Genomic DNA, 21449 nt, shown 5'->3' on the forward strand with positions numbered 1-21449 from the left:
GTGTCGCGGGTGACCCCGACCCCGCGAGCGTGACGTACCCGTGCCGCCCACATCCGGTCTTCTCCCGATCCGGGAATACATCCTCGTCGCGCTGACCGCGACGGCCGTGACCTACCTGCTCACCGGCGTCGTGCGCCGGATCGCGATCCGGGTCGGCGCGATCGCCAACCCCCGGGCGCGTGACGTCCACGTCGCCCCGATCCCGCGGATGGGCGGCGTCGGCATCTACCTCGGCGTCGCCGGCGCGATGGGTCTCGCCCACCAGCTGCCCGCGCTGTCGCACGGCTTCGACGCCTCGTTCGACTCGGTCGGCGTGCTGCTGGCGGCGGGCGTGATCTCGCTGATCGGCGCCCTCGACGACCGCTTCGAGCTGGACGCGTGGACAAAGCTGGCCGGCCAGGTGATGTGCGCCGGGATCCTGGTCATCTTCGGGGTGCAGTGGGTGTCGTTCTGGGTGCCGTGGGGCGGCACCGACGCCTCGTTCGGCTCAGTGCTGGTGCTCGACAAGAACCAGGGCGCGCTGCTCACCGTGGTGATGGTCGTGGTGATGGTCAACGCGATGAACTTCGTCGACGGCCTCGACGGGCTGGCCGGCGGCCTCGGCTTCATCGCGGCGACCGCGACGTGCGCGTTCTCCCTCGGCCTGCTCGACAGCTCCGGCGGCGACGTCGGCACCTACCCGCCCGCGCTGATCGCGGCCACGCTCGCCGGCGCGTGTCTGGGCTTCCTGCCGTACAACTTCCAGCCCGCCAAGATCTTCATGGGCGACTCGGGCTCGATGATGATCGGGCTGATGCTCGCCGGCGCGACGACGTCGGCGTCCGGGCGCGTGCCCTACCCGCAGTTCAGCGGCAAGGACGCGATCGCGCTGCTTTCGCCGTTGGTGGTCGTGGCGGCGGTGCTGTTCGTCCCGATGCTGGACTTGATCATGGCGGTCGTCCGGCGCACGCGCCGCGGCGAAAGCCCTTTCGCGGCCGACAAGATGCACCTGCACCACCGGCTGCTGGAGATCGGGCACTCCCAGCGTCGCGCGGTGCTGCTGATCTACTTGTGGGCCGGCATCCTCGCGTTCGGCGCGGTCTCGGTGACGCTCTTCGACGACGCGGCGGCGCTGTGGATCATCGGGGTCGGCCTGGCGTTCGCGGTGGTGGTCTCGATCGTCCCGCGGCTGCGCTCGCGCAACCAGCCGGGGACCTAGCCGGCCGGGGTCTCTACACTCGGGATGAACCGAGCAGGGAGCCAGGTGTGAGCGAGACCGAACCGCAGGACCAGGAAAACCCGCACGCCAAGGTGGTGCTGCAGGCGGCCCGCGCGATGACGAAGGCCTCGCTGCTGGTGACCCCGCCGGCGGTGCTGGTCTGCATCGCGCTGTTCAGCATCCTCAACGGCCTGCCCGGCTTCCTGGGCTCACTGGTCGGCGGGGTGCTGGCGTTGCTGGCTTCGCTGTCGACGCTGGGCCTGATGCGCTTCAGCGCGGGCCAGGACCCCATGTTCGTGATGGTGATCGCGCTCGGCGGGTACGTCGTCAAGGTCGTGCTGCTGTTCGGCGCGCTGACGCTGCTGAAGGGCGTCACCGCGCTGCACCCGCTGTCGCTCGGGATCACGATGATCGTGGCCATCATGCTCGCCGCTGCCGCCGAGTTCGCCGCCTTCCGCAAGACCAAGATCCCGACGATCATCCCGTCCTGACACCGGCCCGGTTCGCCGCCCAGCCCGTTACGGACCGTGAATACGCCTTCGACCGCCCGAGTGTGACGGGGACCACAACGTGCGCTTTCGCGCGGCGGGCCCGAACATCGCCGGGACCTCGCCGAGGCTGCCGCCAGCGCCGTTCCGGAATGGGTCCCGGCCGGGTGCGGACCTGGGTCCCGGGACGACCCGGGACCTAAGTCCTGCGCTGATCGGTTGGTTAGGAGTACGCCCGTCCGGCACTGATTGACCTGCTGGTATGGTCCGCGTCAAGGGTGGCGGCCTCGGCCGTACGCTTCCTGAGACGAACCGCGATCAGCAGTGTGGCGACCGTGTAGTTCCGCCTTCCGGCCGCTGGTCCGAAGTAGACCGCAGGGCAGTGTTCACGCGAGACAACCCCGTGTGCAGAACGTGAAGCCGTGTTCATCGCACAGTGGGGCAGCCGCCTCCGACGTCCCGATACGTATCGGGTACGTTAAGTCCAGATCGTGACGATTCCCCCGGCGGAGTGAACGCCGGCCGGGAGAACCGGAAGGAGCCCAGTGGGCGCGCTGGTATTGGCCGAGGGTGCGACGTTCGCGCCGCCCGGCGCCGAAAGCTTCGAGTTGCCGGCGTTGTTCGGCGGAGTCACCAAGCCGATGCTGCTCGTCGTGCTTTCGGTTGTCATCATCGCCTCGTACTTCCTGCTGGCGACCCGCAAGCTGCAGGTCGTGCCGGGCAAGGGACAGTTCGTCGCGGAGTCGATCTACGACTTCAGCCGCAACAACATCGCGCGCGAGCAGATCGGTTCGAAGGATTTCAAGCCGTTCGTGCCGCTTGTTTTCGCACTGTTCACCTTCATTCTGGTGAACAACCTCTACGGGATCATCCCGCTCCTGCAGTTCCCGACCATGGCGCGGTTCGGCTTCCCGGTCGCCCTGTCGGTCCTCGTCGTCTACCCCGTGTACCACTTCGTGGGGTTCAAACGGCACGGCTTCAAGGGTTACTTCAAGAAGGAACTCGCGCCGCCGGGTGTGCCAGGTCCGGTGCTGCCGCTCTTCGCGCTCATCGAGTTCGCGGAGAAGTTCTTCCTCAACCCGCTCACGCTCGCCATCCGTGTTTTCGCCGCCATGTTCGCCGGTCACCTGATCCTGGCGGTGTTCACCCTCGGCGGCACCTTCCTGCTGACCGAGACGTCGGGCTGGGCGCTGAAGCCGGTTTCGCTGGTGGCGTGGATCTTCGCCATCGGCATGACGTTCCTCGAGGCCTTCATCCAGGTGCTGCAGGCCTACATCTTCGCCCTGCTGTCGGCCGGGTACATCGGCGCCGCGCTGGCGTCGGAGCACTGAGAACACAAGCCCCCGATCCGCGCGAGCGCGTGGACCGAAGTGAAGGGAAATGCACGTGAGCAACATCGTTCTGGCCCAGGCCGCCGCTGAGGCCGCCAACATCAACCCCGGCCTCGCCGCGATCGGCTACGGCCTGGGCGCGATCGGCCCGGGCATCGGTGTGGGTCTGATCTTCGCCGCCGTCATCAACGGCACGGCGCGTCAGCCGGAGGCGCAGGGCAAGCTGCAGGGCATCGGCTTCTCGACCTTCGTGCTGACCGAGGTGCTCGCCCTGATCGGCATCGTCATCTACTTCATCGCCTCCGCAGGCTGAGTCACACTCATCTCGCTTAAGGAGACGCCGTGCTGAACAGTGCCTTGGTCCTCGCCGCAGAGGGCGAAACGCACAACCCGATCATCCCCGACATCTCGGAGCTGATCCTCGGCATCGTCGCCTTCCTGATCCTGCTGTTCATCCTCAAGAAGTACGTCGTCCCTCGTTTCGAGGCCGCGTACGAAGAGCGTGCGCAGAAGATCGAGGGAGGCATCGAGAAGGCCGAGCGGGCCCAGGCCGAGGCCGAAGAGGCGCTGGCCAAGTACAAGGCCCAGCTGCAGGACGCCCGGACCGAAGCCGCGAAGATCCGCGACGACGCCCGGCTCGAAGCCGAGCAGATCAAGGCGGAACTGCGGGCCGACGCGGAGGCCGAATCCCAGCGCATCGTCGCCCAGGGGCAGGCCCAGCTGCAGGCCCAGAAGGCGCAGATCATTGCCGAGCTGCGGGCCGACATGGGCCGCAACGCCGTCGAGCTGGCCAGCCGCATCGTCGGCGAGTCGCTCGAGGACGAGGCGCGCCGTCGTGGCACCGTCGACCGGTTCCTCGCGGAGCTGGAGACCGCCGGTGCCTCCAACGGAGCGGGGAAGTAGACCGTAATGACGCTGCATGCTGCGAGCCGTGAAGCGCTCGGCCTCGCCGAGGAACGCCTCGGCGAGGTTCTGGCCGCCGCGGGAGCCGACGCGGCCACAGTCGGCGACGAGCTGCTCTCCGTCGTCGACCTGCTGGACCGGGAGATCGGCCTGCGCCGGGCGGTGAGTGACGCTTCGGCGACGCCGGAGTCACGCTCCGAGCTGGTGCGCCGGCTGTTCGACGGCAAGCTGTCCGAACCGGCCCTCAAGGTGCTCGACGCCGTGGCGGGCAGCCGCTGGTCCAGCCCTCGTCAGCTGGTCGACGGACTCGAGTCGCTCGGGCACTCCGCGCTGCTCACCGCGGCCGAAAAGACCGGCAACATCGACGCCGTCGAGACCCAGCTGTTCCAGGTCGCGCGCGTGGTGGCCCACCACCCGGAACTCGAGACCGCACTGTCGGACCTGGCCGGTCCCGCGGATGCCAAGCGGAACCTGGTGCGCGGGCTCTTCGCCGACAAGGTGGACGTGGTCACCGAGACCCTCGTCGAGCAGGTCGTCCGCCGGGCCAAGGGGCGCGGTGTCGGCGTCGGCCTCGACGCGCTGGTCAAGCTGGCCGCGGAGCGGCGTCAGCGCTCGGTGGCCTACGTGACCAGTGCGAGCGTCCTGACCGACGAGCAGACCGCCCAGCTGGGCGCGAAGCTGAACGCCATCTACGGGCGGTCGATCGCGCTGCACGTCGAGGTCGACCCCAGTCTCGGCGGCGGGCTCGTCGTCCGCGTCGGCGACGAGGTCATCGACGGGAGCGCGGCGGGGCAGCTCGCGGCGTTGCGCAGGCGACTGGCCCGGGCATAGCCCCAGGCCACACAAGACTTTGCATACTGGCAAGAACGAAGCGAGAGCGGGAAAGACATGGCCGAGCTGACGATCTCCTCGGATGAGATCCGTAGCGCGATCGAGAACTACGTCTCGAGTTACGCCCCGGACGTGAGCCGGGAAGAAGTTGGCGTCGTGATCGACGCGGGTGACGGTATCGCCCACGTCGAGGGCCTCCCCTCGGCCATGGCCAACGAGCTGCTCGAGTTCCCCGGCGGCGTCCTGGGCGTCGCACTGAACCTGGACGCGCGCTCCATCGGTGCCGCGATCCTCGGTGACTTCGAAAGCGTCGAAGAGGGCCACCAGGTCAAGCGCACCGGCCAGGTCCTGTCGGTGCCGGTCGGCGACGGCTACCTCGGCCGCGTCGTCAACCCGCTGGGCCAGGCGATCGACGGTCTCGGCGACATCGAGACCTCCGACCGCCGCGCGCTGGAGCTGAAGGCCGCCTCGGTGGTCGAGCGCCAGCCGGTGTCGGAGCCGCTGCAGACCGGCATCACCGCCATCGACGCGATGACCCCGATCGGCCGTGGCCAGCGCCAGCTGATCATCGGTGACCGCAAGACGGGCAAGACCGCCGTCGCGGTGGACACGATCATCAACCAGAAGGCCAACTGGGAGACCGGCGACCCGAAGAAGCAGGTTCGCTGCATCTACGTCGCCGTCGGCCAGAAGGGCTCGACGATCGCCGCGGTCAAGAAGTCCCTCGAGGACTCGGGCGCGATGGAGTACACCACCATCGTCGCGGCACCCGCGTCCGACTCCGCCGGCTTCAAGTGGATCGCGCCGTACACCGGCTCGGCCATCGGCCAGCACTGGATGTACGAGGGCAAGCACGTCCTCATCGTCTTCGACGACCTGACCAAGCAGGCCGACGCGTACCGCGCGATCTCGCTGCTGCTGCGCCGCCCGCCGGGCCGCGAGGCGTTCCCCGGCGACGTCTTCTACTTGCACTCCCGCCTCCTCGAGCGGTGCGCGAAGCTCTCGGACGAGCTGGGCGCCGGCTCGCTGACCGGGCTGCCGATCATCGAGACCAAGGCCAACGACGTGTCGGCCTACATCCCGACGAACGTCATCTCGATCACCGACGGTCAGTGCTTCTTCCAGTCGGACCTGTTCAACGCCGGCCAGCGCCCGGCCATCGACGTGGGCATCTCGGTGTCCCGCGTGGGTGGTGCCGCGCAGGTCAAGGCGATGAAGGACGTCGCGGGCTCGCTCCGCATCGACCTGTCGCAGTACCGCGAGCTGGAGGCCTTCGCGGCCTTCGCCTCGGACCTCGACGACGCCTCGAAGGCGCAGCTCGAGCGCGGTGCCCGGCTGTACGAGGTGCTCAAGCAGCCGCAGTACTCGCCGATCCCGGTCGAGGAGCAGGTCCTCACGGTGTACCTGGGCACGAACGGGCACTACGACTCGGTCCCGACCGAGGACGTCCGCCGGTTCAACCACGAGTTCATCGACTCGGCCCGCCGCAAGCACGCGGACCTGATCAAGGGCATCCGCGAGTCGGGCAAGTTCCCGCAGGAGACCCGCGACGCCGTGGTCGAAGCGGTGAACGAGTTCAAGAAGGAGTTCACCACCTCCGAGGGCAAGTCCCTGGTCGAGGCGGACGCCGACGCGATGGACGCCGACAAGGTCGGGCACGAGACCGTCAAGGTCAACAAGCCCGCCCCGAAGAAGTGAGCTGATAGCTCATGGCCGCACAACTCCGGGAACTCCGGTCGCGCATCAAGGCGACCAAGTCGATCGGCAAGATCACCAAGGCGATGGAGCTCATCGCCACCGCGCGCATCACGAAGGCGCGGGCGAAGGTCGCCGCTTCCCGGCCGTACGCGGACGAGATCACCAAGGTGCTCTCGGCGCTGGCCGGTGCGGCGGCCAACCTCGACCACCCGCTGCTGGTCGAGCGCCCGAACCCGAAGCGGGCCGCCGTCCTGGTCGTGACCAGTGACAAGGGCCAGTGCGGTGGGTACAACTCCAACGTGCTGCGCGCCACCGAAGAGCTGCTCGCCCTGCTCCGCGCAGAGGGCAAGGAGCCGCAGGTCTACGTCACCGGCAACAAGGGGCTGAACTACTACCGGTTCCGCGACCGCCCGGTCGAAGACAGCTGGACGGGCTTCTCCGACCAGCCGACCTACGCCGGCGCGGTGGCGGCGGGTGAGGCCCTCGTCCAGTCGTTCATGGCGGGCGTCGACGACGAGCACGGCAACGCCGACGGCATCACGGGTGTCGACGAGATCCACATCGTCTACACCGAGTTCGTGTCGATGCTGACGCAGCGCCCGACCGCCAAGCGCGTCGCGCCGCTCGAGGTCGAGTACACGGACGGCGAGGAGGGGCAGCAGCAGCCGCAGCCCGGCGAGCTGCTTCCCAGCTACGAGTTCGAGCCGAGCGCCGAAAAGCTGCTGGGCGCGCTCCTGCCGAAGTACATCAACACGCGCATCTACGCGGCGTTGCTCGAGTCGGCGGCGTCCGAGCTGGCCGCGCGCCGAACGGCCATGAAGGCCGCGTCGGACAACGCGAACGAGCTGGTGGGCAACCTGACGCGGGAGATGAACCAGGCCCGGCAGGCGCAGATCACCCAGGAGATCTCCGAAATCGTCGGTGGCGCGAACGCGCTCACCGCAGCAGGAAGTGATGATTGATGACCAGTACTGAAGCCCCGCGCGCCAAGGGGCGCATCGTGTCGGTGACCGGTCCGGTCGTCGACGTCGAGTTCCCGCGCGGTTCCGTTCCCGAGCAGTTCAACGCGCTCAAGGTCGAAATCGAGTTCGAGCAGCTGCGCAAGACGGTGACCCTCGAGGTCGCCAGCCACCTGGGCGACAACCTCGTCCGCACCATTTCGCTCCAGCCGCAGGACGGTCTCGTCCGCGGGGCCGAGGTCACCGACACCGGCGGCCCGATCACCGTGCCGGTGGGCGACAAGGTCAAGGGCCACGTCTACAACGCGCTCGGCGAGTGCCTCGACGAGCCCGGCTACGGCGACGACCTCGAGCGCTGGGGCATCCACCGCAGCGCGCCGTCCTTCGACCAGCTCGAAGGCAAGACGGAGATGCTGGAGACCGGCCTCAAGGTCGTCGACCTGCTCACCCCGTACGTCCAGGGTGGCAAGATCGGCCTGTTCGGCGGCGCCGGCGTCGGCAAGACGGTGCTCATCAAGGAGATGATCACCCGTGTCGCCCGGAACTTCGGTGGTACGTCGGTGTTCGCCGGGGTCGGCGAGCGCACCCGTGAGGGCAACGACCTCTTCCTGGAGATGAGCGAAGACGGCGTCATCAACGACACCGCCCTCGTGTTCGGCCAGATGGACGAGCCGCCCGGCACGCGTATGCGCGTCGCGCTGTCCGCGCTGACCATGGCGGAGTACTTCCGCGACGTCCAGAACCAGGACGTGCTGCTGTTCATCGACAACATCTTCCGGTTCACCCAGGCCGGCTCCGAGGTGTCGACCCTGCTGGGCCGCATGCCGTCGGCCGTGGGTTACCAGCCGACGCTGGCCGACGAGATGGGCCAGCTGCAGGAGCGGATCACCTCGACCCGGGGTCGCTCGATCACCTCGATGCAGGCGATCTACGTCCCCGCGGACGACTACACCGACCCGGCCCCGGCCGCGACGTTCGCCCACCTGGACGCCACCACCGAGCTCTCCCGGTCGGTGTTCCAGAAGGGCATCTTCCCGGCGGTGGACCCGCTGGCGTCGACGTCGACGATCCTCGACCCGGCCATCGTCGGTGAGGACCACTACCGCGTCGCCTCCGAGGTCATCCGGATCCTGCAGAAGTACAAGGAGCTGCAGGACATCATCGCGATCCTCGGTATGGACGAGCTCTCGGAAGAGGACAAGCTGACCGTTCAGCGCGCGCGCCGCATCGAGCGGTTCCTGTCGCAGAACATGCTGGTCGCCGAGGCGTTCACGCAGATCCCGGGCTCGACGGTGCCGCTGTCGGAGACGATCGAGTCGTTCGACCGCATCACCAAGGGTGACTTCGACCACTACCCGGAGCAGGCGTTCCTGGGCATCGGTGGCCTCGAGGACCTCGAGAAGAAGTACAAGCAGATCACCAAGAAGTAACGCCCTGACGACGGCGGGGGCAGTGTCCATTCCGGACTCGGGCCCCCGCCGTTCGCCTATTCGAAGTGATCCGGCCCCTCGCGGGACGACGTGCGGCGGCGGGGCCGGAGACAGACCTATTACACTCGGGAGTAACACCCCGAGCTAAGGAGTGCACGTGGCTGAGATGTCCGTGGAGCTGGTGGCTGTCGAGCGCCGTCTCTGGTCGGGTACCGCCACTTTCGTGGTCGCCCAGACCACCGAGGGTGAGATCGGCATCATGGCCGGTCACGAACCCGTGCTCGGGCAGCTCGTCGAGGGTGGCGTGGTCAAGGTGACGACCACCGACGGTGAGACGGTCTGCGCGGCCGTGCACGGCGGCTTCCTCTCGGTGACCGGCACCGGCGTGAGCATCCTCGCCGAGAGCGCCGAACTGTCCGACGAGATCGACGTCGACGCGGCGAAGGCGGCACTGACCGGCGACGACGAAACCGAGCGGACAAGGGCTTCGGCCCAGCTCCGCGCGGCGGGTCAGTCGGCCTGAGCGCGAGACGGGCAGGAGCCGGGCCGTGGAGATCCTCGTGGTCGTAGCCGGGCTCCTGATCGTGCTCGCCGTGCTGGCCGCCTGGTACGGCCAGCGGTGGATCCGGATGCGTCGCGGTGGCGGTGTGAGCGTCGCGCTGCGGTGGAGTCCGGACAGCGCGCGCTCGAGCTGGCACCTGGGGCTCGGCCGCTACGAGGGCGACGAGTTCGTCTGGTACCGGGTGTGGAGCCTGCGGAGCGGCCCGGACCGCGTCTTCCAGCGCGAAAGCATGCAGATCGCCGACCGCCGCGACCCGTCCGGCAGCGAGGCCTACGCGGTTCCCGAGGGTTCGACGGTGCTGCGCTGCGAGTCGGAGACCCAGGAGGCGATCGAAATCGCCATGGGGCCGGGCGCGCTCACCGGGTTCCTCTCCTGGCTGGAGTCCGCCCCGCCCGGGCGACGCCTCCCGCGCGCCTCCTGATCACGCGAGTGACGCGCCCGATCACGCGAGTTACGGGTCAGATCACGCGAGTTACGGGTCAGATCACGTGAGTTCCGGGTTTCCGACAGGCCGTAAACTCGCTGTGTGACCCTCGTCGAGATCCCCGGCTCCAAGTCCGTCACCGCCCGAGGCCTGTTCCTCGCCGCCGCCGCGCGCGGCACCACCGTGCTCGGCCGTCCGCTGCACTCGGACGACACCGAGGGCTTCGCCGAAGGGCTCGTGAAGCTCGGCTATCGCGTCGACCGGCAGCCGGGCGCGTGGACCATCGAGGGCAGGCCGCAGGGCCCTGGCGTGGCCGAGGCGGACGTGTTCTGCCGCGACGGCGCCACGACGGCCCGGTTCCTGCCCGCGCTGGCCGCGGCCGGCACGGGGACGTTCCACTTCGACGCGTCCGGCCAGATGCGCCGGCGCCCCCTCGGGCCGCTGACCGACGCGCTGCGGGAGCTGGGCGTCGACCTGACCTTCGAGGGCGAGCCCGGCCACCACCCGCTGACGGTCCGCGCGAACGGCATCAAGGGTGGCGAGCTGACCCTGGACGCGGGCCTGTCGTCGCAGTTCCTGACGGCTTTGCTGCTGGTCGGGCCGCTGACCGCGGAGGGGCTGCGGATCACGGTGACGGACCTGGTGTCGGTGCCGTACGTCGAGATCACGCTGGAGATGATGCGCCGCTTCGGCGTCGACGTCCGCCGCGAGGGGAAGACGTTCGTCGTCCCGCCGCAGCCGTACCAGGCGTGCGAGTACCCGGTGGAGCCGGACGCGTCGACGGCGAGCTACTTCCTGGCCGCGGCGGCGGTCACCGGCCACACGGTGACCATCCCGGGCCTGGGCTCGTCGGCGCTGCAGGGCGACGTCCGGTTCGCTTCGGTGCTGGAGCGGATGGGCGCGCACGTCCAGCTGGCGGAGGACTCGGTGACCGTCGAGGGTCCGTCGGACGGCCTGCGCGGCATCACGGTGAACATGCGCGACATCTCGGACACGGTCCCGACCCTGGCGGCGATCGCGCCGTTCGCCACCGGGCCGGTCCGCATCGAGGACGTCTACAACACGCGCATCAAGGAGTGCGACCGGCTGGACGCGTGCGAAGAGAACTTGCGCGCGATGGGTGTCCCGGTGGAGACGGGTCGCGACTGGATCGAGATCCAGCCGGCTCAGCCCACGGGTGCGCTGGTGAAGTGCCGGCGGGACCACCGGATCGCGATGGCGTTCAGCATCACGGGATTGCGCACCGACGGCGTGACCCTGGATGATCCGACGTGCGTGAAGAAGACGTTCCCCGGCTTCCACGAGGCGCTGGGGACCCTGCGGAAGAGCTGGGGAATCTGATGGCCGAAGAGAACCGCTGGGCCAAGCTGCCGGAGCGCGTGAAGCCGGAGGACATGGTCACGACGCAGCCGGTGGAGCCGGACTTCGACGGGACCCCGGAAGCCGACCTGGAACGCTACTGGGCGGCCCACCTCGGCGGCTGAGCTAGGGCGTGTTTCTCGGATCCGTGTTCGCGATAGCCGGGCCCAGGCGGCCCCTGGCGGCACCGCGGGATCGCCCGAGTACAACCCGGTACGAGGGCGTTCCCGCGGCACCGCCAGGAACCACCTGGATCCCGACTCTCATCGAACGAGATCCAAGAAACACGCCCTAGGGCTGCCCGCCCGGCTGCCACAGCACGTCGCCATCGGGGTTGGCCAGCCGGGCCAGGATGAACAACAGGTCCGACAGCCGGTTCAGGTACTTCAGCGCCACCGGGTTCGTCGTCTCCGGCTCCGCCTCGTACAGCGCCCAAGCGGACCGCTCGGCCCGGCGGGACACCGTCCGGGCCTGGTGCAGGAACGCCGCACCGGGCGTGCCGCCCGGCAGGATGAACGACGTCAGCTTCGGCAGGCGCTCGTTGAACTCGTCGCACCAGCCTTCGAGCCGCTCGACGTACTTCTCCGTGATCCGCAGCGGGGGGTACGGCGGGTCGTCGGAGATCGGGAGGCAGAGGTCGGCACCGACGTCGAAGAGGTCGTTCTGGACCGCGCGCAGCACGTCCGCGACCTCGTCCGGCAGCCCGCCCATCGCGATCGCCAGGCCGAGCACCGAGTTCGTCTCGTCCGTGTCCGCGTACGCGCCCAGCCGCGGGGACGTCTTGGGCACGCGGGAACCGTCGCCGAGCGCGGTCGTGCCGTTGTCGCCGACCTTGGTGTAGACGCGGTTGATGCGAACGACCATGAACCCACCATAGCGGCCCCCGCCCGGGCCGAATCCGGGCGAGAGGGCATGATTGGCGGCCATGAGCGAGCACTTCGACGTGCATGGCGGAGCCCGGCTGGTCGGCGAGGTCGACGTGGTCGGCGCGAAGAACAGCGTGCTGAAGCTGATGGCCGCCGCCCTCCTCGCGGAGGGCACCACGACCATCACGAACTGCCCGCAGATCCTCGACGTCCCGCTGATGGGCGACGTGCTGCGGAGCGTCGGCTGCGAGGTCGTCATCGAAGGCGACACCGCCACCATCACGACACCGGCCGAGCTGTCGCACCGCGCGGACTCGGCGGCGATGGGCAAGCTGCGCGCGTCCGTCTGCGTGCTGGGCCCGCTGGTCGGCCGGCTGAAGCAGGCCGTCGTGGCGTTGCCGGGCGGTGACGCGATCGGCTCGCGCCCGCTGGACATGCACCAGAACGGCCTGCGCAAGCTGGGCGCGACGAGCACGATCGAGCACGGTTGCGTCGTCGCGAAGGCCGAAACCCTGGTCGGTGCGCAGATCTGGCTGGACTTCCCGAGCGTCGGCGCGACCGAGAACATCCTGATGGCGGCCGTGCTGGCCGAGGGCACCACGGTGATCGACAACTGCGCGCGCGAGCCCGAGATCATCGACATCTGCACGATGCTCATCGAGATGGGCGCGAAGATCGACGGCGCCGGGACGTCGACGCTGACCGTGCACGGCGTGGAGCAGCTGCACCCGACCGAGCACCGCGTGATCGGCGACCGGATCGTGGGCGCGACGTGGGCGTTCGCCGCCTCGATGACCCGCGGCGACATCACCGTGCGCGGGGTCAACCCGCACCACCTCGACCTGGTGCTGAACAAGCTGCAGCTGGCCGGCGCGGACGTCGAGACGTTCGGCGACAAGGGTTTCCGCGTGGTCCAGCCGGAGCGTCCCAAGGCGGTCGACTGGGTCACGCTGCCGTACCCCGGTTTCGCGACCGACCTGCAGCCGTTCGCGGTGGCGCTGTCGGCGGTGTCGGAGGGCACGTCGATGATCACGGAGAACGTCTACGAGGCGCGGTTCCGGTTCATCGAGGAGATGATCCGCCTGTCCGGCGACGCGCGCACGGACGGTCACCACGCGGTGGTCCGCGGCGTCGAGAGGCTGTCGAGCGCGCCGGTCTGGGCGTCGGACATCCGCGCGGGCGCCGGCCTGGTGCTGGCCGGCCTGTGCGCGGACGGCATCACCGAGGTCTGGGACGTCTTCCACATCGACCGCGGCTACCCGCACTTCGTGGAGAACCTGAACCGCCTGGGCGCCCGCATCGAACGGGTCAGCGGCGAACCGGCCCGCACGTAGCCCGGCTTCACGTCGCCCGGGCGCCCAGCCCGCGCAGGGCGTACTCCACCAGCCGGTCCAGGTAGTCGGGCCCGGCCGGGGCCTGCCGGACCAACAGGCGCCAGTAGATCGGTGCCGCCAGCACGTCGAGCGCCATTTCGACGTCGAGGTCGGCCGGCAGTTCGCCCCGGTCGATCGCGCGGCGCAGCATCACCTCCGCGAGGTCACGCCGTGGTCCGCCGATGCTCGTGCGCGTGCTGTCGGCCATCTCCGGGTTCCGCGCGCCCTCGGCGACCAGGTCCGGCAGGATCCGCGAGAACAGCGGGTGCGTGAGCCAGTCCAGCACCGCCCGCATGGTCACGCGCAGGTCGCCGCGCAGTGAGCCGGTGTCCTCGAGGTCCGCGCGCGGCACGCTGAACTCCGCGACGACCGCGGTGACCATCTCCTGCTTCGACCGCCACCGCCGGTATAGCGCGCTCTTGCCGACGCCGGCGCGCTTGGCCACCGCTTCCATCGACAGCCTGCCGTAGCCCTGGTCGGCGAGTTCCCGGAGAACCGCCTCGGTGATGGCCTGCGTGACCTCGGCCTGGAGGACCGCGGCGCCGGTCGGGGTGCGTCCCATGGGCGGAGTCTAACGGGTGGACGGAACGGTACCGTCGCGTCTACGGTGGACGTCGGGACGGTACCGTACCGTCCAAACGTTCAAGGAGATTCCCATGCAGCCAGCAGACCTGGTCGAGCGAGGGCTCGCCCTGTTGCTCCAGCACGATATGGCCGGCTTCGCCGGACTCTGGGCCGAGGACGGCGTCCTCGAGTTCCCGTTCGCCTCGGCGGGCTACCCGCCACGAGTGGAGGGCCGCGACGCGATCCGCGAGTACCTCCGCGACTACCCGAACCTGCTGGACATCCGCGAGGTCACCGCCAAGACCGTGCACGAGACCGCCGACCCGGCGGTGGTCGTCGCCGAGTTCACCGTCGCCGGGGTGGCGGTGGCGAAGCAGACGCCGTACGAGCTGTCGTACATCGCCGTGATCACCGTCCAGGACGGCGAAATCCGCCGTTATCGCGACTACTGGAGCCCGCTCGCCGCGGCCGAGATTCTCGGTGGCGTCGACGAGCTGACCGCGGCCTTCGCCGGTGGCGGCCGTGGCTGACGTCCTGGTCCTCGGCGGCACCGGCACCACCGGCCGCCGGGTCGTCGCGGGCCTGCGCGCGAACGGCGTCACGGCGCGGGCCGCCACCCGCAAGCCCGGCGAACCCGGCCAGATCCGGTTCGACTGGACCGATCGCGCCACCCACGCCGGCGCCCTGCGCGGCGCCACCGCCGTGTACCTCATCGCGCCGATCGGCGAGGCCGAACCCGCGCGGCTGGTGGCGCCGTTCCTGGCGGACGCGCTCGACGCCGGGGTCCGCCGGGTCGTCCTGCTCAGCTCGTCCGCCGTCACCGACGAGACGCCCGGGCTCGGCGAGCTGCCGAGGCTGGTGCGCACGATGCCCGAGTGGGCCGTGCTCCGGCCGTCGTGGTTCATGCAGAACTTCACCGGTGAGCACCTGGTCGCCCAGGGCGTGCGGGACGGCGAAATCGTCACCGCCACCGGTGCCGCCCGGGTCGCGTTCGTCGACGCCGGCGACATCGCGGCGGTGGCCGTCCGGGCGCTGACCGACCCCGGACCGCACAACACCGAACACGTCCTGACCGGGCCCGCCGCCTTGAGCTACGCCGAAGCCGCCGGGATCGTCGCCGCGCACACCGGACGTCCGGTCCGGCACCGCGCGGTCGGCACCGCCGAATTCGCCGCGCGGCTGACGGCTTCCGGGATGCCGGCCGGCTTCGCCGCCGTCCTCGCCGCACTCGACGAGGACATCCGGCGCGGCGCCGAAGACCGCGTCACCGCGGCCGTCGAGCAGGTCACCGGCCGGCCCGCCCGGTCGTTCGAAACCTTTGTGCGGGAAGAGATCCGGTGAAGCTTCAGGCCTCGGCCGCCAGCGCGGCCCCGAAGCCGAGCAGCGCGGTGCCGGTGACCCCGTCGAGGGTGCGGCGGACCCGGCGCCGCCGCAGCCAGCCCCTGACCCGGTGCACGAACAACAACAGCAGCACCTGCCACACCACGCCCAGGGCCGCGACGGTGTACGCCAGCAGCAGCGAGTCGCCGAGCGTCGACGCCGGGGTGAGGAACTGCGGCAGCACCGACAGGTACAGCACGATCACCTTGGGGTTGGTGATGTTGGACAGGAACCCTTCGCGGAAGCGCCGTCCCCGGGAAGCGCGGGCTTTCCGGACGTCTTCGAGTGTTTCGTAGTCGCCGCGCCAGGCGCCGCGCAGGGCCTGGATGCCGAGGAAGACCAGGTAGGCCGCACCGAGCCACTTCACGGCCTCGAACACCGGCTGGGAGCGCGTGAGCACCGCGCCCAGCCCGAGCGCGGCCGCCGTGCCCTGCAGGACGTTCGCGACGCTGATGCCGGCGCAGGCCCAGCCGCCGCCGCGGGCGCCGCCGGTCAGGGCGTTCTTGAGCACGACCATCGTGTCCGGGCCCGGCAACATCGCCAGGAACGCCATCATCCCGGCGAAGCCGAGGTAGGTGCTCCACGTCATCAGGACTCCAAGGCGAGGGCCGCGCCGAAGCCGAGCAGCGCGGTGCCGGTGACGCCGTCCAGCGTACGGCGGACCCGGCGACGGCCCAGCCACGTCCGCACGCGGTGCACGAACACCAGCAGCACCAGCAGCCACAGCCCGCCGAGCACGGCGACGGTGTAGGCCAGCGCCAGCGCGTCCCACGTCGTGGTGCGCGCGGGGTCGAGGAACTGCGGCAGCACGGACAGGTACAGCACCAGCACCTTCGGGTTGGTGACGTTCGAAAGGAACCCTTCGCGGAACCGCCGGAAGCCACCGTCCCGACGGCGCTGGGTCTGCTCGACAGGGTCGTAGTTCCCGCGGAACGCGCCGCGCAGCGCCTGGACGCCGAGGAAGACGAGGTAGGCCGCGCCGACCCACTTGAGCGTGAGGAACAGCGGCTGCGACTTCGCGATGAGGACGCCGAGCCCGAGCGCGGCGGCGCTGCCCTGCACGGCGTTGCCGGTGAAGATGCCGAGCGACGCGAGCAGCCCGCCCCGGAACCCGCCGGAGAGGGCGTTCTTCAGCATGACCATCGTGTCCGGGCCCGGCGCGAGCACGATCAGGACCACGATGACCAGGTAACTTCCGTACGAACTCCACGTCACGGCTGCCCACGCTAATCGACGGTGGCGGTGCGGTCTCGCGGATTTTCGTCACAGCGTTCAGGCTCGGCATTCGGCGGAGAGCGCCACGGCAGAGTAGATTTCGGCCATGTCAGCAGGGGAAATCGATCTTCTACCCGGTGAGCGTGTGCTCTGGGCGGGAGAGCCGGTCCAGCGCCCGTTCTTTGTCGCCGCGGACGGGGTGATCGCCCCTGCCGGACTCGTCCTCGCCGCCGTCGCGACCTGGTTTCTGCTCGCGAAGGAACCGATCGGCCCGGTGATGGCCGGCGCCGTGGTCGTCCTCGTGCTCGGCCTCTACGCCGCGGTGGGTCGTTCGGTGGTCCGGTACCTCGCGCTCGGGCGCACGACCTACGCCGTGACCGACAGCCGGATCATCGCGCGCTCGGGCCTGTTCCGGCAGAAGGAACGCTCCAGCGAACTGGCCGGTCTTTCGCCGCCGGTCCTCAAGCCGGGACCGTCCCGCACCGGCACCCTCTCCTTCGCCGGGCCGGGGGCCGTGACGCTGATGGGCGTCGGCGAGCCCAAGCGCGTCCGCGACCTGCTCGCCAAGGCCATCGACGAGGCCAAGGCCCGGCAGGCGCCGCCGGAAGCGGACGCTTCCGACACTTCGGCCGCCTGAGGGCAACCGGCACGGCCTCCCGGAGCGTCAGCCTCGCAAAGAGGAGGTCGCGGTGGACGAACCCTTGATCGTCCTGGAACCGGGTGAGCGGCTGCTGTGGTCGGGGCGGCCGCGGCGGGTCGTCCCGGTCGGCTGGGAGTGGTGCCGGCTCGTTGTCGGCTCGTTCCTGATGGCGGTGATCATCTCCCTCGCCGGAGTGCACGTGCTTCCCGTGCTCGCGTGGTTCGTGATCGTCTGGGTACCGGTGCTCGTCCGGCTGTGGACGACGTATCGCGCGACGTACGCGGTGACCGACCAGCGGGTCGTCGTGGCCGATCGCATCTCGGGCCACACCCGCAAGTGGATGGAGGTGACCACCCCGGCGGTCACCTCGCTGCGCGGCGACGGCGTCGGCACGCTCACCTTCCACCCGCTGTTCGAGACGGTGGACATTCTCGGCTTCGGCTTACCGAAGCAGAACCAACCGCGTCCGATCGCGCTGTTCGCCGTGCCGGACGCCGAAGAGCTTCGCGACCTGATCGTGGGGGAGCGGGCCGCCGACTGAGTACCCAGACGTGTCCGATGGCACTGCCACCATAAGTTACCGGCCGGTACACTCGACGCAACATCCACCGCCGGAGGTGCTCAGTGCCGTATCCAACGGACCGCGAACGAGACCGCCCGTGGGTGATGCGGACCTACGCGGGGCACTCCTCCGCGGCCGCGTCGAACGAGCTCTACCGGCGCAACCTCGCCAAGGGGCAGACCGGGCTCTCGGTGGCGTTCGACCTGCCCACCCAGACCGGCTACGACCCGGACCACCAGCTCTCCCGCGGCGAAGTCGGCAAGGTCGGCGTGCCGGTGTCGCACATCGGCGACATGCGGCGCCTCTTCGACGGCATCCCGCTCGCCGAAGCCAACACGTCGATGACGATCAACGCGCCGGCCATGTGGCTGCTCGCGTTGTACGTCTCCGTGGCGCGCGAGCAGGCCGAGGCCGAGGGCCGGGACGTCGATGAAGTCCTGGCGAAGCTCACCGGCACCACGCAGAACGACATCATCAAGGAGTACCTGTCCCGCGGGACCTACATCTTCCCGCCGGGGCCGAGCCTGCGGCTGATCACCGACATGATCGCGTGGACCGTGCACCACGTGCCGAAGTGGAACCCGATCAACATCTGCAGCTACCACCTGCAGGAAGCCGGTGCGACGCCGACGCAGGAGGTCGCGTACGCGCTGTGCACCGCGATCGCCGTGCTCGACGCCGTCCGGGACTCCGGGCAGGTCGAGCAGGCCGACATGGCCAAGGTCGTCGCGCGGATCTCGTTCTTCGTCAACGCCGGCGTCCGGTTCGTCGAGGAGATGTCCAAGATGCGCGCGTTCACCGCGCTCTGGGACGAGCTCACCCGGGACCGTTACGGCGTAACGGATCCGAAGGCGCGCCGGCTGCGCTACGGCGTCCAGGTCAACTCGCTCGGCCTCACCGAGGCCCAGCCGGAGAACAACGTCCAGCGGATCGTGCTCGAGATGCTCGCGGTGTCGCTCTCCCGCGGCGCCCGCGCCCGCGCGATCCAGCTGCCCGCGTGGAACGAGGCGCTCGGCCTGCCCCGGCCGTGGGACCAGCAGTGGGCACTGCGCATGCAGCAGGTGCTCGCGTTCGAGACCGACCTGCTGGAGTACGAGGACATCTTCGACGGCTCGCACGTCATCCAGGCCAAGGTCGACGAGATCATGGCCGGCGCGCGCGAGGAGATCGCCCGCGTGCAGGACCTCGGTGGCGCGGTCGCCGCCGTCGAGAGCGGCTACATGAAGTCGCAGCTGGTCACGTCCCTGGCCGAGTACCGCCGGGGGATGGAGAACGGGGAGCGGGTGCTGGTCGGTGTCAACAAGTTCGCGACGACCGAGCCGTCGCCGCTGCAGGCCGAGGGCGCGAAGGCGATCGAAACGATCGATCCCGCCGTCGAGAAGGCCGCCGTCACCGCGATCGAGGAGTGGCGCACTCAGCGCGACAACGACGCCGTCGAGCGGACGCTGGCCACGTTGAAGGAACGCGCGCAGACCACGGCGAACCTCTTCGAGGCCACTGTGGACTGTGCGCGGGCCGGGGTGACCACCGGCGAGTGGTCCGGCGCGCTGCGCGAGGTGTTCGGCGAATACCGGGCGCCCACCGGCGTTTCCGCGTCCGCCGTCGCCGGTGTGGGCGACCCGGCGCTGGAGCGGGTGCGGGAGCGCGTCCGCGCCACCGAAGCGGAGCTGGGCCAGCGACTGCGGATCCTCGTCGGCAAGCCGGGGCTCGACGGGCACTCCAACGGCGCCGAGCAGGTCGCCGTCCGGGCCCGCGACGTCGGCTTCGAGGTGATCTACCAGGGGATCCGGCTGACGCCCGAGCAGATCGTCGCGGCCGCGGTGCAGGAGGGCGTGCACGTCGTCGGGCTCTCGGTGCTCTCCGGCTCGCACCTGGAGGTCGTTCCGCACGTCGTCGACGGTCTGCGCGCCGCGGGCGCGGGCGACGTGCCGGTGATCGTCGGCGGCATCATCCCGCCGGACGACGCCGCGCTCCTCACCGAGCGCGGCATCGCCCGCGTGTTCACGCCGAAGGACTACGAACTCACCGAGATCATGGCTGGCATCGTCAGCCTGATCCGGGAGCGCCACGGGCTCAGCTGAGCTCCGCCAGGATGTCCTTTGTGGACTTGACGGTCGCGAAGCCGCCGCCGTGCAGGTTGGTCGCCGTCGCGCGGCTCAGCTCGCCGGCGGTGAGCACGCGGCCGTCCGGGCCCTCGAGGTCGAACGTGAACGTCGCGTCGAGCGCGAAAGTGACGTCGTAGCCGAGGTTCCCGCCCATCCGCGCGGTGGTTTCGCAGCAGAAGTTCGTCTGGATCCCGCCGAGCACGAAGCTCGTGATGCCGCGCTTGCGCAGCCACGCGTCGAGGTCGACGTCGCCGATGAAGGCCGAGTTGACCTTCTTGCCGAACACCAGGTCCGGCCGCGCGCCGTCGAGTTCCGGCTTGAAGTCGTTGCCCGGCTGACCGGGTCGCAGCGGCGAGTCCGGCTTCGTGGAGTCGTGGTGCACGAGCACGACGGGCAGCCGCCGCTCCTGCCACGCGTCGAGCAGCGCCTTGATGTTCGCTTCGGCGCCGGGGTTGTCGCGCGGCCCCCAGACGGGCTCGTCGAACCCGCGCTGGACGTCGATCAGGATGAGTGCTGTTTCGGTCATGCCGTCGAGTCTCGCGGGCCGGGTGGGCCGAGGGGGAGTGGCAGAACATGCGCGATGCGGTACTTTTCTGCCATGCGGACAATCGGCGTTCTCCTGCTGCCGGGCACCCGGATGTTCGACCTCGCGGTGATCGCCGAGGTCTGGGCCCAGGACCGGACCGACAGCGGGATCGGCCCCTTCACGGTCCGGCTGTGCAGCCAGGGCCGGGTGCGGACCGCGGTCTCGCCGTTCGGTGACGTCGCGGCCACGCACGGGCTCGCCGGGCTCGACGGCTGCGACCTCGTGCTGGCGCCGGGCCGCGACGACCCGCTCGCGTCGGTGCCGCCGGCCGCCGTCGCGGCGCTGCGCCGGGCGCACCGGGCCGGGACGACCGTCGCCGCGTTGTGCTCCGGCGCGTTCACCCTGGCCGCCGCCGGCCTGCTCGACGGCCGCCCGGCGACCACGCACTGGCGCGACTTCGACGCCCTGACCCGCGTCGCGCCGCGGGCGGACCTCCAGCGCGACGTGCTCTACGCCGACGACGGCGATGTCCTGACGTCGGCGGGCGTCGTCGGCGGCCTCGACCTCTGCCTGCACCTGGTCCGCCGCGATCACGGCGCGGACGTCGCCGCCACCCTCGCGCGCCGCCTCGTGATGCCCCCGGCCCGCGAGGGCGGGCAGCGCCAGTACGTCGACAGCCCGCTGCCGCCGGCGGCGGCGGCCCAGCCCGGCATGGCGTCCACCATGGACTGGGCGCTGGCGCGGCTCGGCGCCGACATCGGCGTCGAGGACCTGGTCGGGCACGCGCGGATGAGCGCGCGGACGTTCCACCGGGAGTTCGCCGCGGCCACCGGCGTGACGCCGGGCCGCTGGCTGCGCGTCCAGCGCGTCCGGTACGCGCAGCGGCTGCTGGAGACGACCGAGCTGCCGGTCGAGCGGGTCGCCCAGCGGTCCGGGCTGGGCACGGCGGCGAACCTGCGGCGGCGGATGCGGGCCGAGGTCGGCGTCGCCCCGGACAGTTACCGGCGCACATTCCGCTCCTGAGGGTTTACCGTC

25 protein-coding genes are annotated in these 21449 nt (G+C 70.0%); 20 read left to right on the top strand and 5 right to left on the bottom strand.

Features of this window, described 5'->3' with window-relative positions:
• Positions 1-40 precede the first annotated feature (40 nt).
• The 13 genes from AB0M82_RS14940 (at position 41) to AB0M82_RS15000 (ending at position 11308) form a co-directional block, all read left to right on the top strand.
• Positions 41-1198, top strand: a complete 1158-nt coding sequence (locus AB0M82_RS14940) for an MraY family glycosyltransferase (RefSeq protein WP_364721705.1) — start codon at positions 41-43, stop codon at positions 1196-1198.
• A 47-nt stretch (positions 1199-1245) separates the two neighbouring features.
• Complete coding sequence (locus tag AB0M82_RS14945) at positions 1246-1689, top strand: hypothetical protein (protein WP_364721707.1); 444 nt, start codon at positions 1246-1248, stop codon at positions 1687-1689.
• Between the two features lie 542 nt (positions 1690-2231).
• Positions 2232-3017: a F0F1 ATP synthase subunit A gene (gene atpB / locus AB0M82_RS14950; RefSeq protein ID WP_364721709.1), complete on the top strand. Its 786-nt coding sequence runs from the start codon at positions 2232-2234 to the stop codon at positions 3015-3017.
• Between the two features lie 55 nt (positions 3018-3072).
• Positions 3073-3330 carry an ATP F0F1 synthase subunit C gene (locus AB0M82_RS14955; protein WP_364722021.1) on the top strand — a complete coding sequence of 86 codons (258 nt, stop codon included), beginning with the start codon at positions 3073-3075 and terminating at the stop codon, positions 3328-3330.
• 29 nt (positions 3331-3359) lie between these two features.
• The gene (locus AB0M82_RS14960) at positions 3360-3920 is read left to right on the top strand and encodes a F0F1 ATP synthase subunit B (protein ID WP_364721711.1); all 561 of its coding nucleotides are present in this window, start codon (positions 3360-3362) and stop codon (positions 3918-3920) included.
• 6 nt (positions 3921-3926) lie between these two features.
• Positions 3927-4751: a F0F1 ATP synthase subunit delta gene (locus tag AB0M82_RS14965; RefSeq protein WP_364721713.1), complete on the top strand. Its 825-nt coding sequence runs from the start codon at positions 3927-3929 to the stop codon at positions 4749-4751.
• A gap of 57 nt (positions 4752-4808) precedes the next feature.
• Entirely contained in the window at positions 4809-6449 is a 1641-nt protein-coding gene (atpA, locus tag AB0M82_RS14970; protein WP_364721715.1) for a F0F1 ATP synthase subunit alpha, read from the top strand.
• 11 nt (positions 6450-6460) lie between these two features.
• Positions 6461-7411, top strand: coding sequence for a F0F1 ATP synthase subunit gamma (locus tag AB0M82_RS14975; protein ID WP_364721717.1), 951 nt, complete (start codon positions 6461-6463; stop codon positions 7409-7411).
• Positions 7411-8838: a F0F1 ATP synthase subunit beta gene (gene atpD / locus AB0M82_RS14980; protein WP_364721718.1), complete on the top strand. Its 1428-nt coding sequence runs from the start codon at positions 7411-7413 to the stop codon at positions 8836-8838. The genes AB0M82_RS14975 and atpD overlap by 1 nt, the downstream gene beginning before the upstream one ends.
• A gap of 157 nt (positions 8839-8995) precedes the next feature.
• Positions 8996-9361, top strand: coding sequence for a F0F1 ATP synthase subunit epsilon (locus AB0M82_RS14985; RefSeq protein ID WP_364721719.1), 366 nt, complete (start codon positions 8996-8998; stop codon positions 9359-9361).
• Between the two features lie 25 nt (positions 9362-9386).
• Positions 9387-9821: a DUF2550 domain-containing protein gene (locus AB0M82_RS14990; RefSeq protein WP_364721720.1), complete on the top strand. Its 435-nt coding sequence runs from the start codon at positions 9387-9389 to the stop codon at positions 9819-9821.
• A 105-nt stretch (positions 9822-9926) separates the two neighbouring features.
• Positions 9927-11165 carry a 3-phosphoshikimate 1-carboxyvinyltransferase gene (gene aroA / locus AB0M82_RS14995; protein WP_364721721.1) on the top strand — a complete coding sequence of 413 codons (1239 nt, stop codon included), beginning with the start codon at positions 9927-9929 and terminating at the stop codon, positions 11163-11165.
• On the top strand, positions 11165-11308 hold the full coding sequence (locus AB0M82_RS15000) for a hypothetical protein (protein ID WP_364721722.1): 144 nt from the start codon (positions 11165-11167) through the stop codon (positions 11306-11308). Before aroA ends, AB0M82_RS15000 begins: the two co-directional genes overlap by 1 nt.
• Positions 11309-11474: 166 nt before the next feature.
• On the opposite strand, the gene AB0M82_RS15005 is transcribed toward AB0M82_RS15000, so the two are convergent.
• Complete coding sequence (locus AB0M82_RS15005; RefSeq protein WP_364721723.1) at positions 11475-12047, bottom strand: cob(I)yrinic acid a,c-diamide adenosyltransferase; 573 nt, start codon at positions 12045-12047, stop codon at positions 11475-11477.
• A gap of 61 nt (positions 12048-12108) precedes the next feature.
• On the opposite strand from AB0M82_RS15005, the gene murA reads away from it, so the two are divergent.
• On the top strand, positions 12109-13383 hold the full coding sequence (gene murA, locus AB0M82_RS15010) for a UDP-N-acetylglucosamine 1-carboxyvinyltransferase (RefSeq protein WP_364721724.1): 1275 nt from the start codon (positions 12109-12111) through the stop codon (positions 13381-13383).
• A gap of 7 nt (positions 13384-13390) precedes the next feature.
• On the opposite strand, the gene AB0M82_RS15015 is transcribed toward murA, so the two are convergent.
• Entirely contained in the window at positions 13391-13984 is a 594-nt protein-coding gene (locus AB0M82_RS15015) for a TetR/AcrR family transcriptional regulator (RefSeq protein ID WP_364721725.1), read from the bottom strand.
• Between the two features lie 94 nt (positions 13985-14078).
• Here AB0M82_RS15015 and AB0M82_RS15020 point away from each other — a divergent pair, with 94 nt between their 5' ends.
• The gene (locus AB0M82_RS15020) at positions 14079-14516 is read left to right on the top strand and encodes a nuclear transport factor 2 family protein (RefSeq protein WP_364721726.1); all 438 of its coding nucleotides are present in this window, start codon (positions 14079-14081) and stop codon (positions 14514-14516) included.
• Positions 14509-15327: an NAD(P)H-binding protein gene (locus tag AB0M82_RS15025; protein WP_364721727.1), complete on the top strand. Its 819-nt coding sequence runs from the start codon at positions 14509-14511 to the stop codon at positions 15325-15327. The genes AB0M82_RS15020 and AB0M82_RS15025 overlap by 8 nt, the downstream gene beginning before the upstream one ends.
• Positions 15328-15331: 4 nt before the next feature.
• Here the strand turns inward: AB0M82_RS15025 and AB0M82_RS15030 are convergent, their stop codons facing one another.
• Positions 15332-15955, bottom strand: a complete 624-nt coding sequence (locus tag AB0M82_RS15030; protein ID WP_364721728.1) for a LysE family translocator — start codon at positions 15953-15955, stop codon at positions 15332-15334.
• A complete protein-coding gene (locus AB0M82_RS15035) occupies positions 15955-16581 on the bottom strand; it encodes a LysE family translocator (protein ID WP_364721729.1) in 627 nt (208 codons plus the stop codon). The genes AB0M82_RS15030 and AB0M82_RS15035 overlap by 1 nt, the downstream gene beginning before the upstream one ends.
• A 106-nt stretch (positions 16582-16687) precedes the next feature.
• Here AB0M82_RS15035 and AB0M82_RS15040 point away from each other — a divergent pair, with 106 nt between their 5' ends.
• The 3 genes from AB0M82_RS15040 to AB0M82_RS15050 all read left to right on the top strand — a co-directional run bounded on the left by AB0M82_RS15040 (position 16688) and on the right by AB0M82_RS15050 (position 19864).
• A complete protein-coding gene (locus tag AB0M82_RS15040; RefSeq protein ID WP_364721730.1) occupies positions 16688-17218 on the top strand; it encodes a PH domain-containing protein in 531 nt (176 codons plus the stop codon).
• A gap of 52 nt (positions 17219-17270) precedes the next feature.
• A complete protein-coding gene (locus tag AB0M82_RS15045) occupies positions 17271-17762 on the top strand; it encodes a hypothetical protein (RefSeq protein WP_364721731.1) in 492 nt (163 codons plus the stop codon).
• 83 nt (positions 17763-17845) lie between these two features.
• The gene (locus AB0M82_RS15050) at positions 17846-19864 is read left to right on the top strand and encodes a protein meaA (RefSeq protein ID WP_364721732.1); all 2019 of its coding nucleotides are present in this window, start codon (positions 17846-17848) and stop codon (positions 19862-19864) included.
• Here the strand turns inward: AB0M82_RS15050 and AB0M82_RS15055 are convergent.
• Positions 19857-20414 (bottom strand): cysteine hydrolase family protein, encoded by a 558-nt coding sequence (locus AB0M82_RS15055; RefSeq protein ID WP_364721733.1) that lies wholly within the window; start codon positions 20412-20414, stop codon positions 19857-19859. The two genes, AB0M82_RS15050 and AB0M82_RS15055, sit on opposite strands and share 8 nt — an antisense overlap.
• Positions 20415-20486: 72 nt before the next feature.
• Between AB0M82_RS15055 and AB0M82_RS15060 the strand changes: the two genes are divergently transcribed.
• Complete coding sequence (locus tag AB0M82_RS15060) at positions 20487-21437, top strand: helix-turn-helix domain-containing protein (RefSeq protein ID WP_364721734.1); 951 nt, start codon at positions 20487-20489, stop codon at positions 21435-21437.
• Positions 21438-21449 lie beyond the last annotated feature (12 nt).

The sequence above is a fragment of the Amycolatopsis sp. NPDC051128 genome (assembly GCF_040682715.1).
Classification (GTDB): domain Bacteria; phylum Actinomycetota; class Actinomycetes; order Mycobacteriales; family Pseudonocardiaceae; genus Amycolatopsis.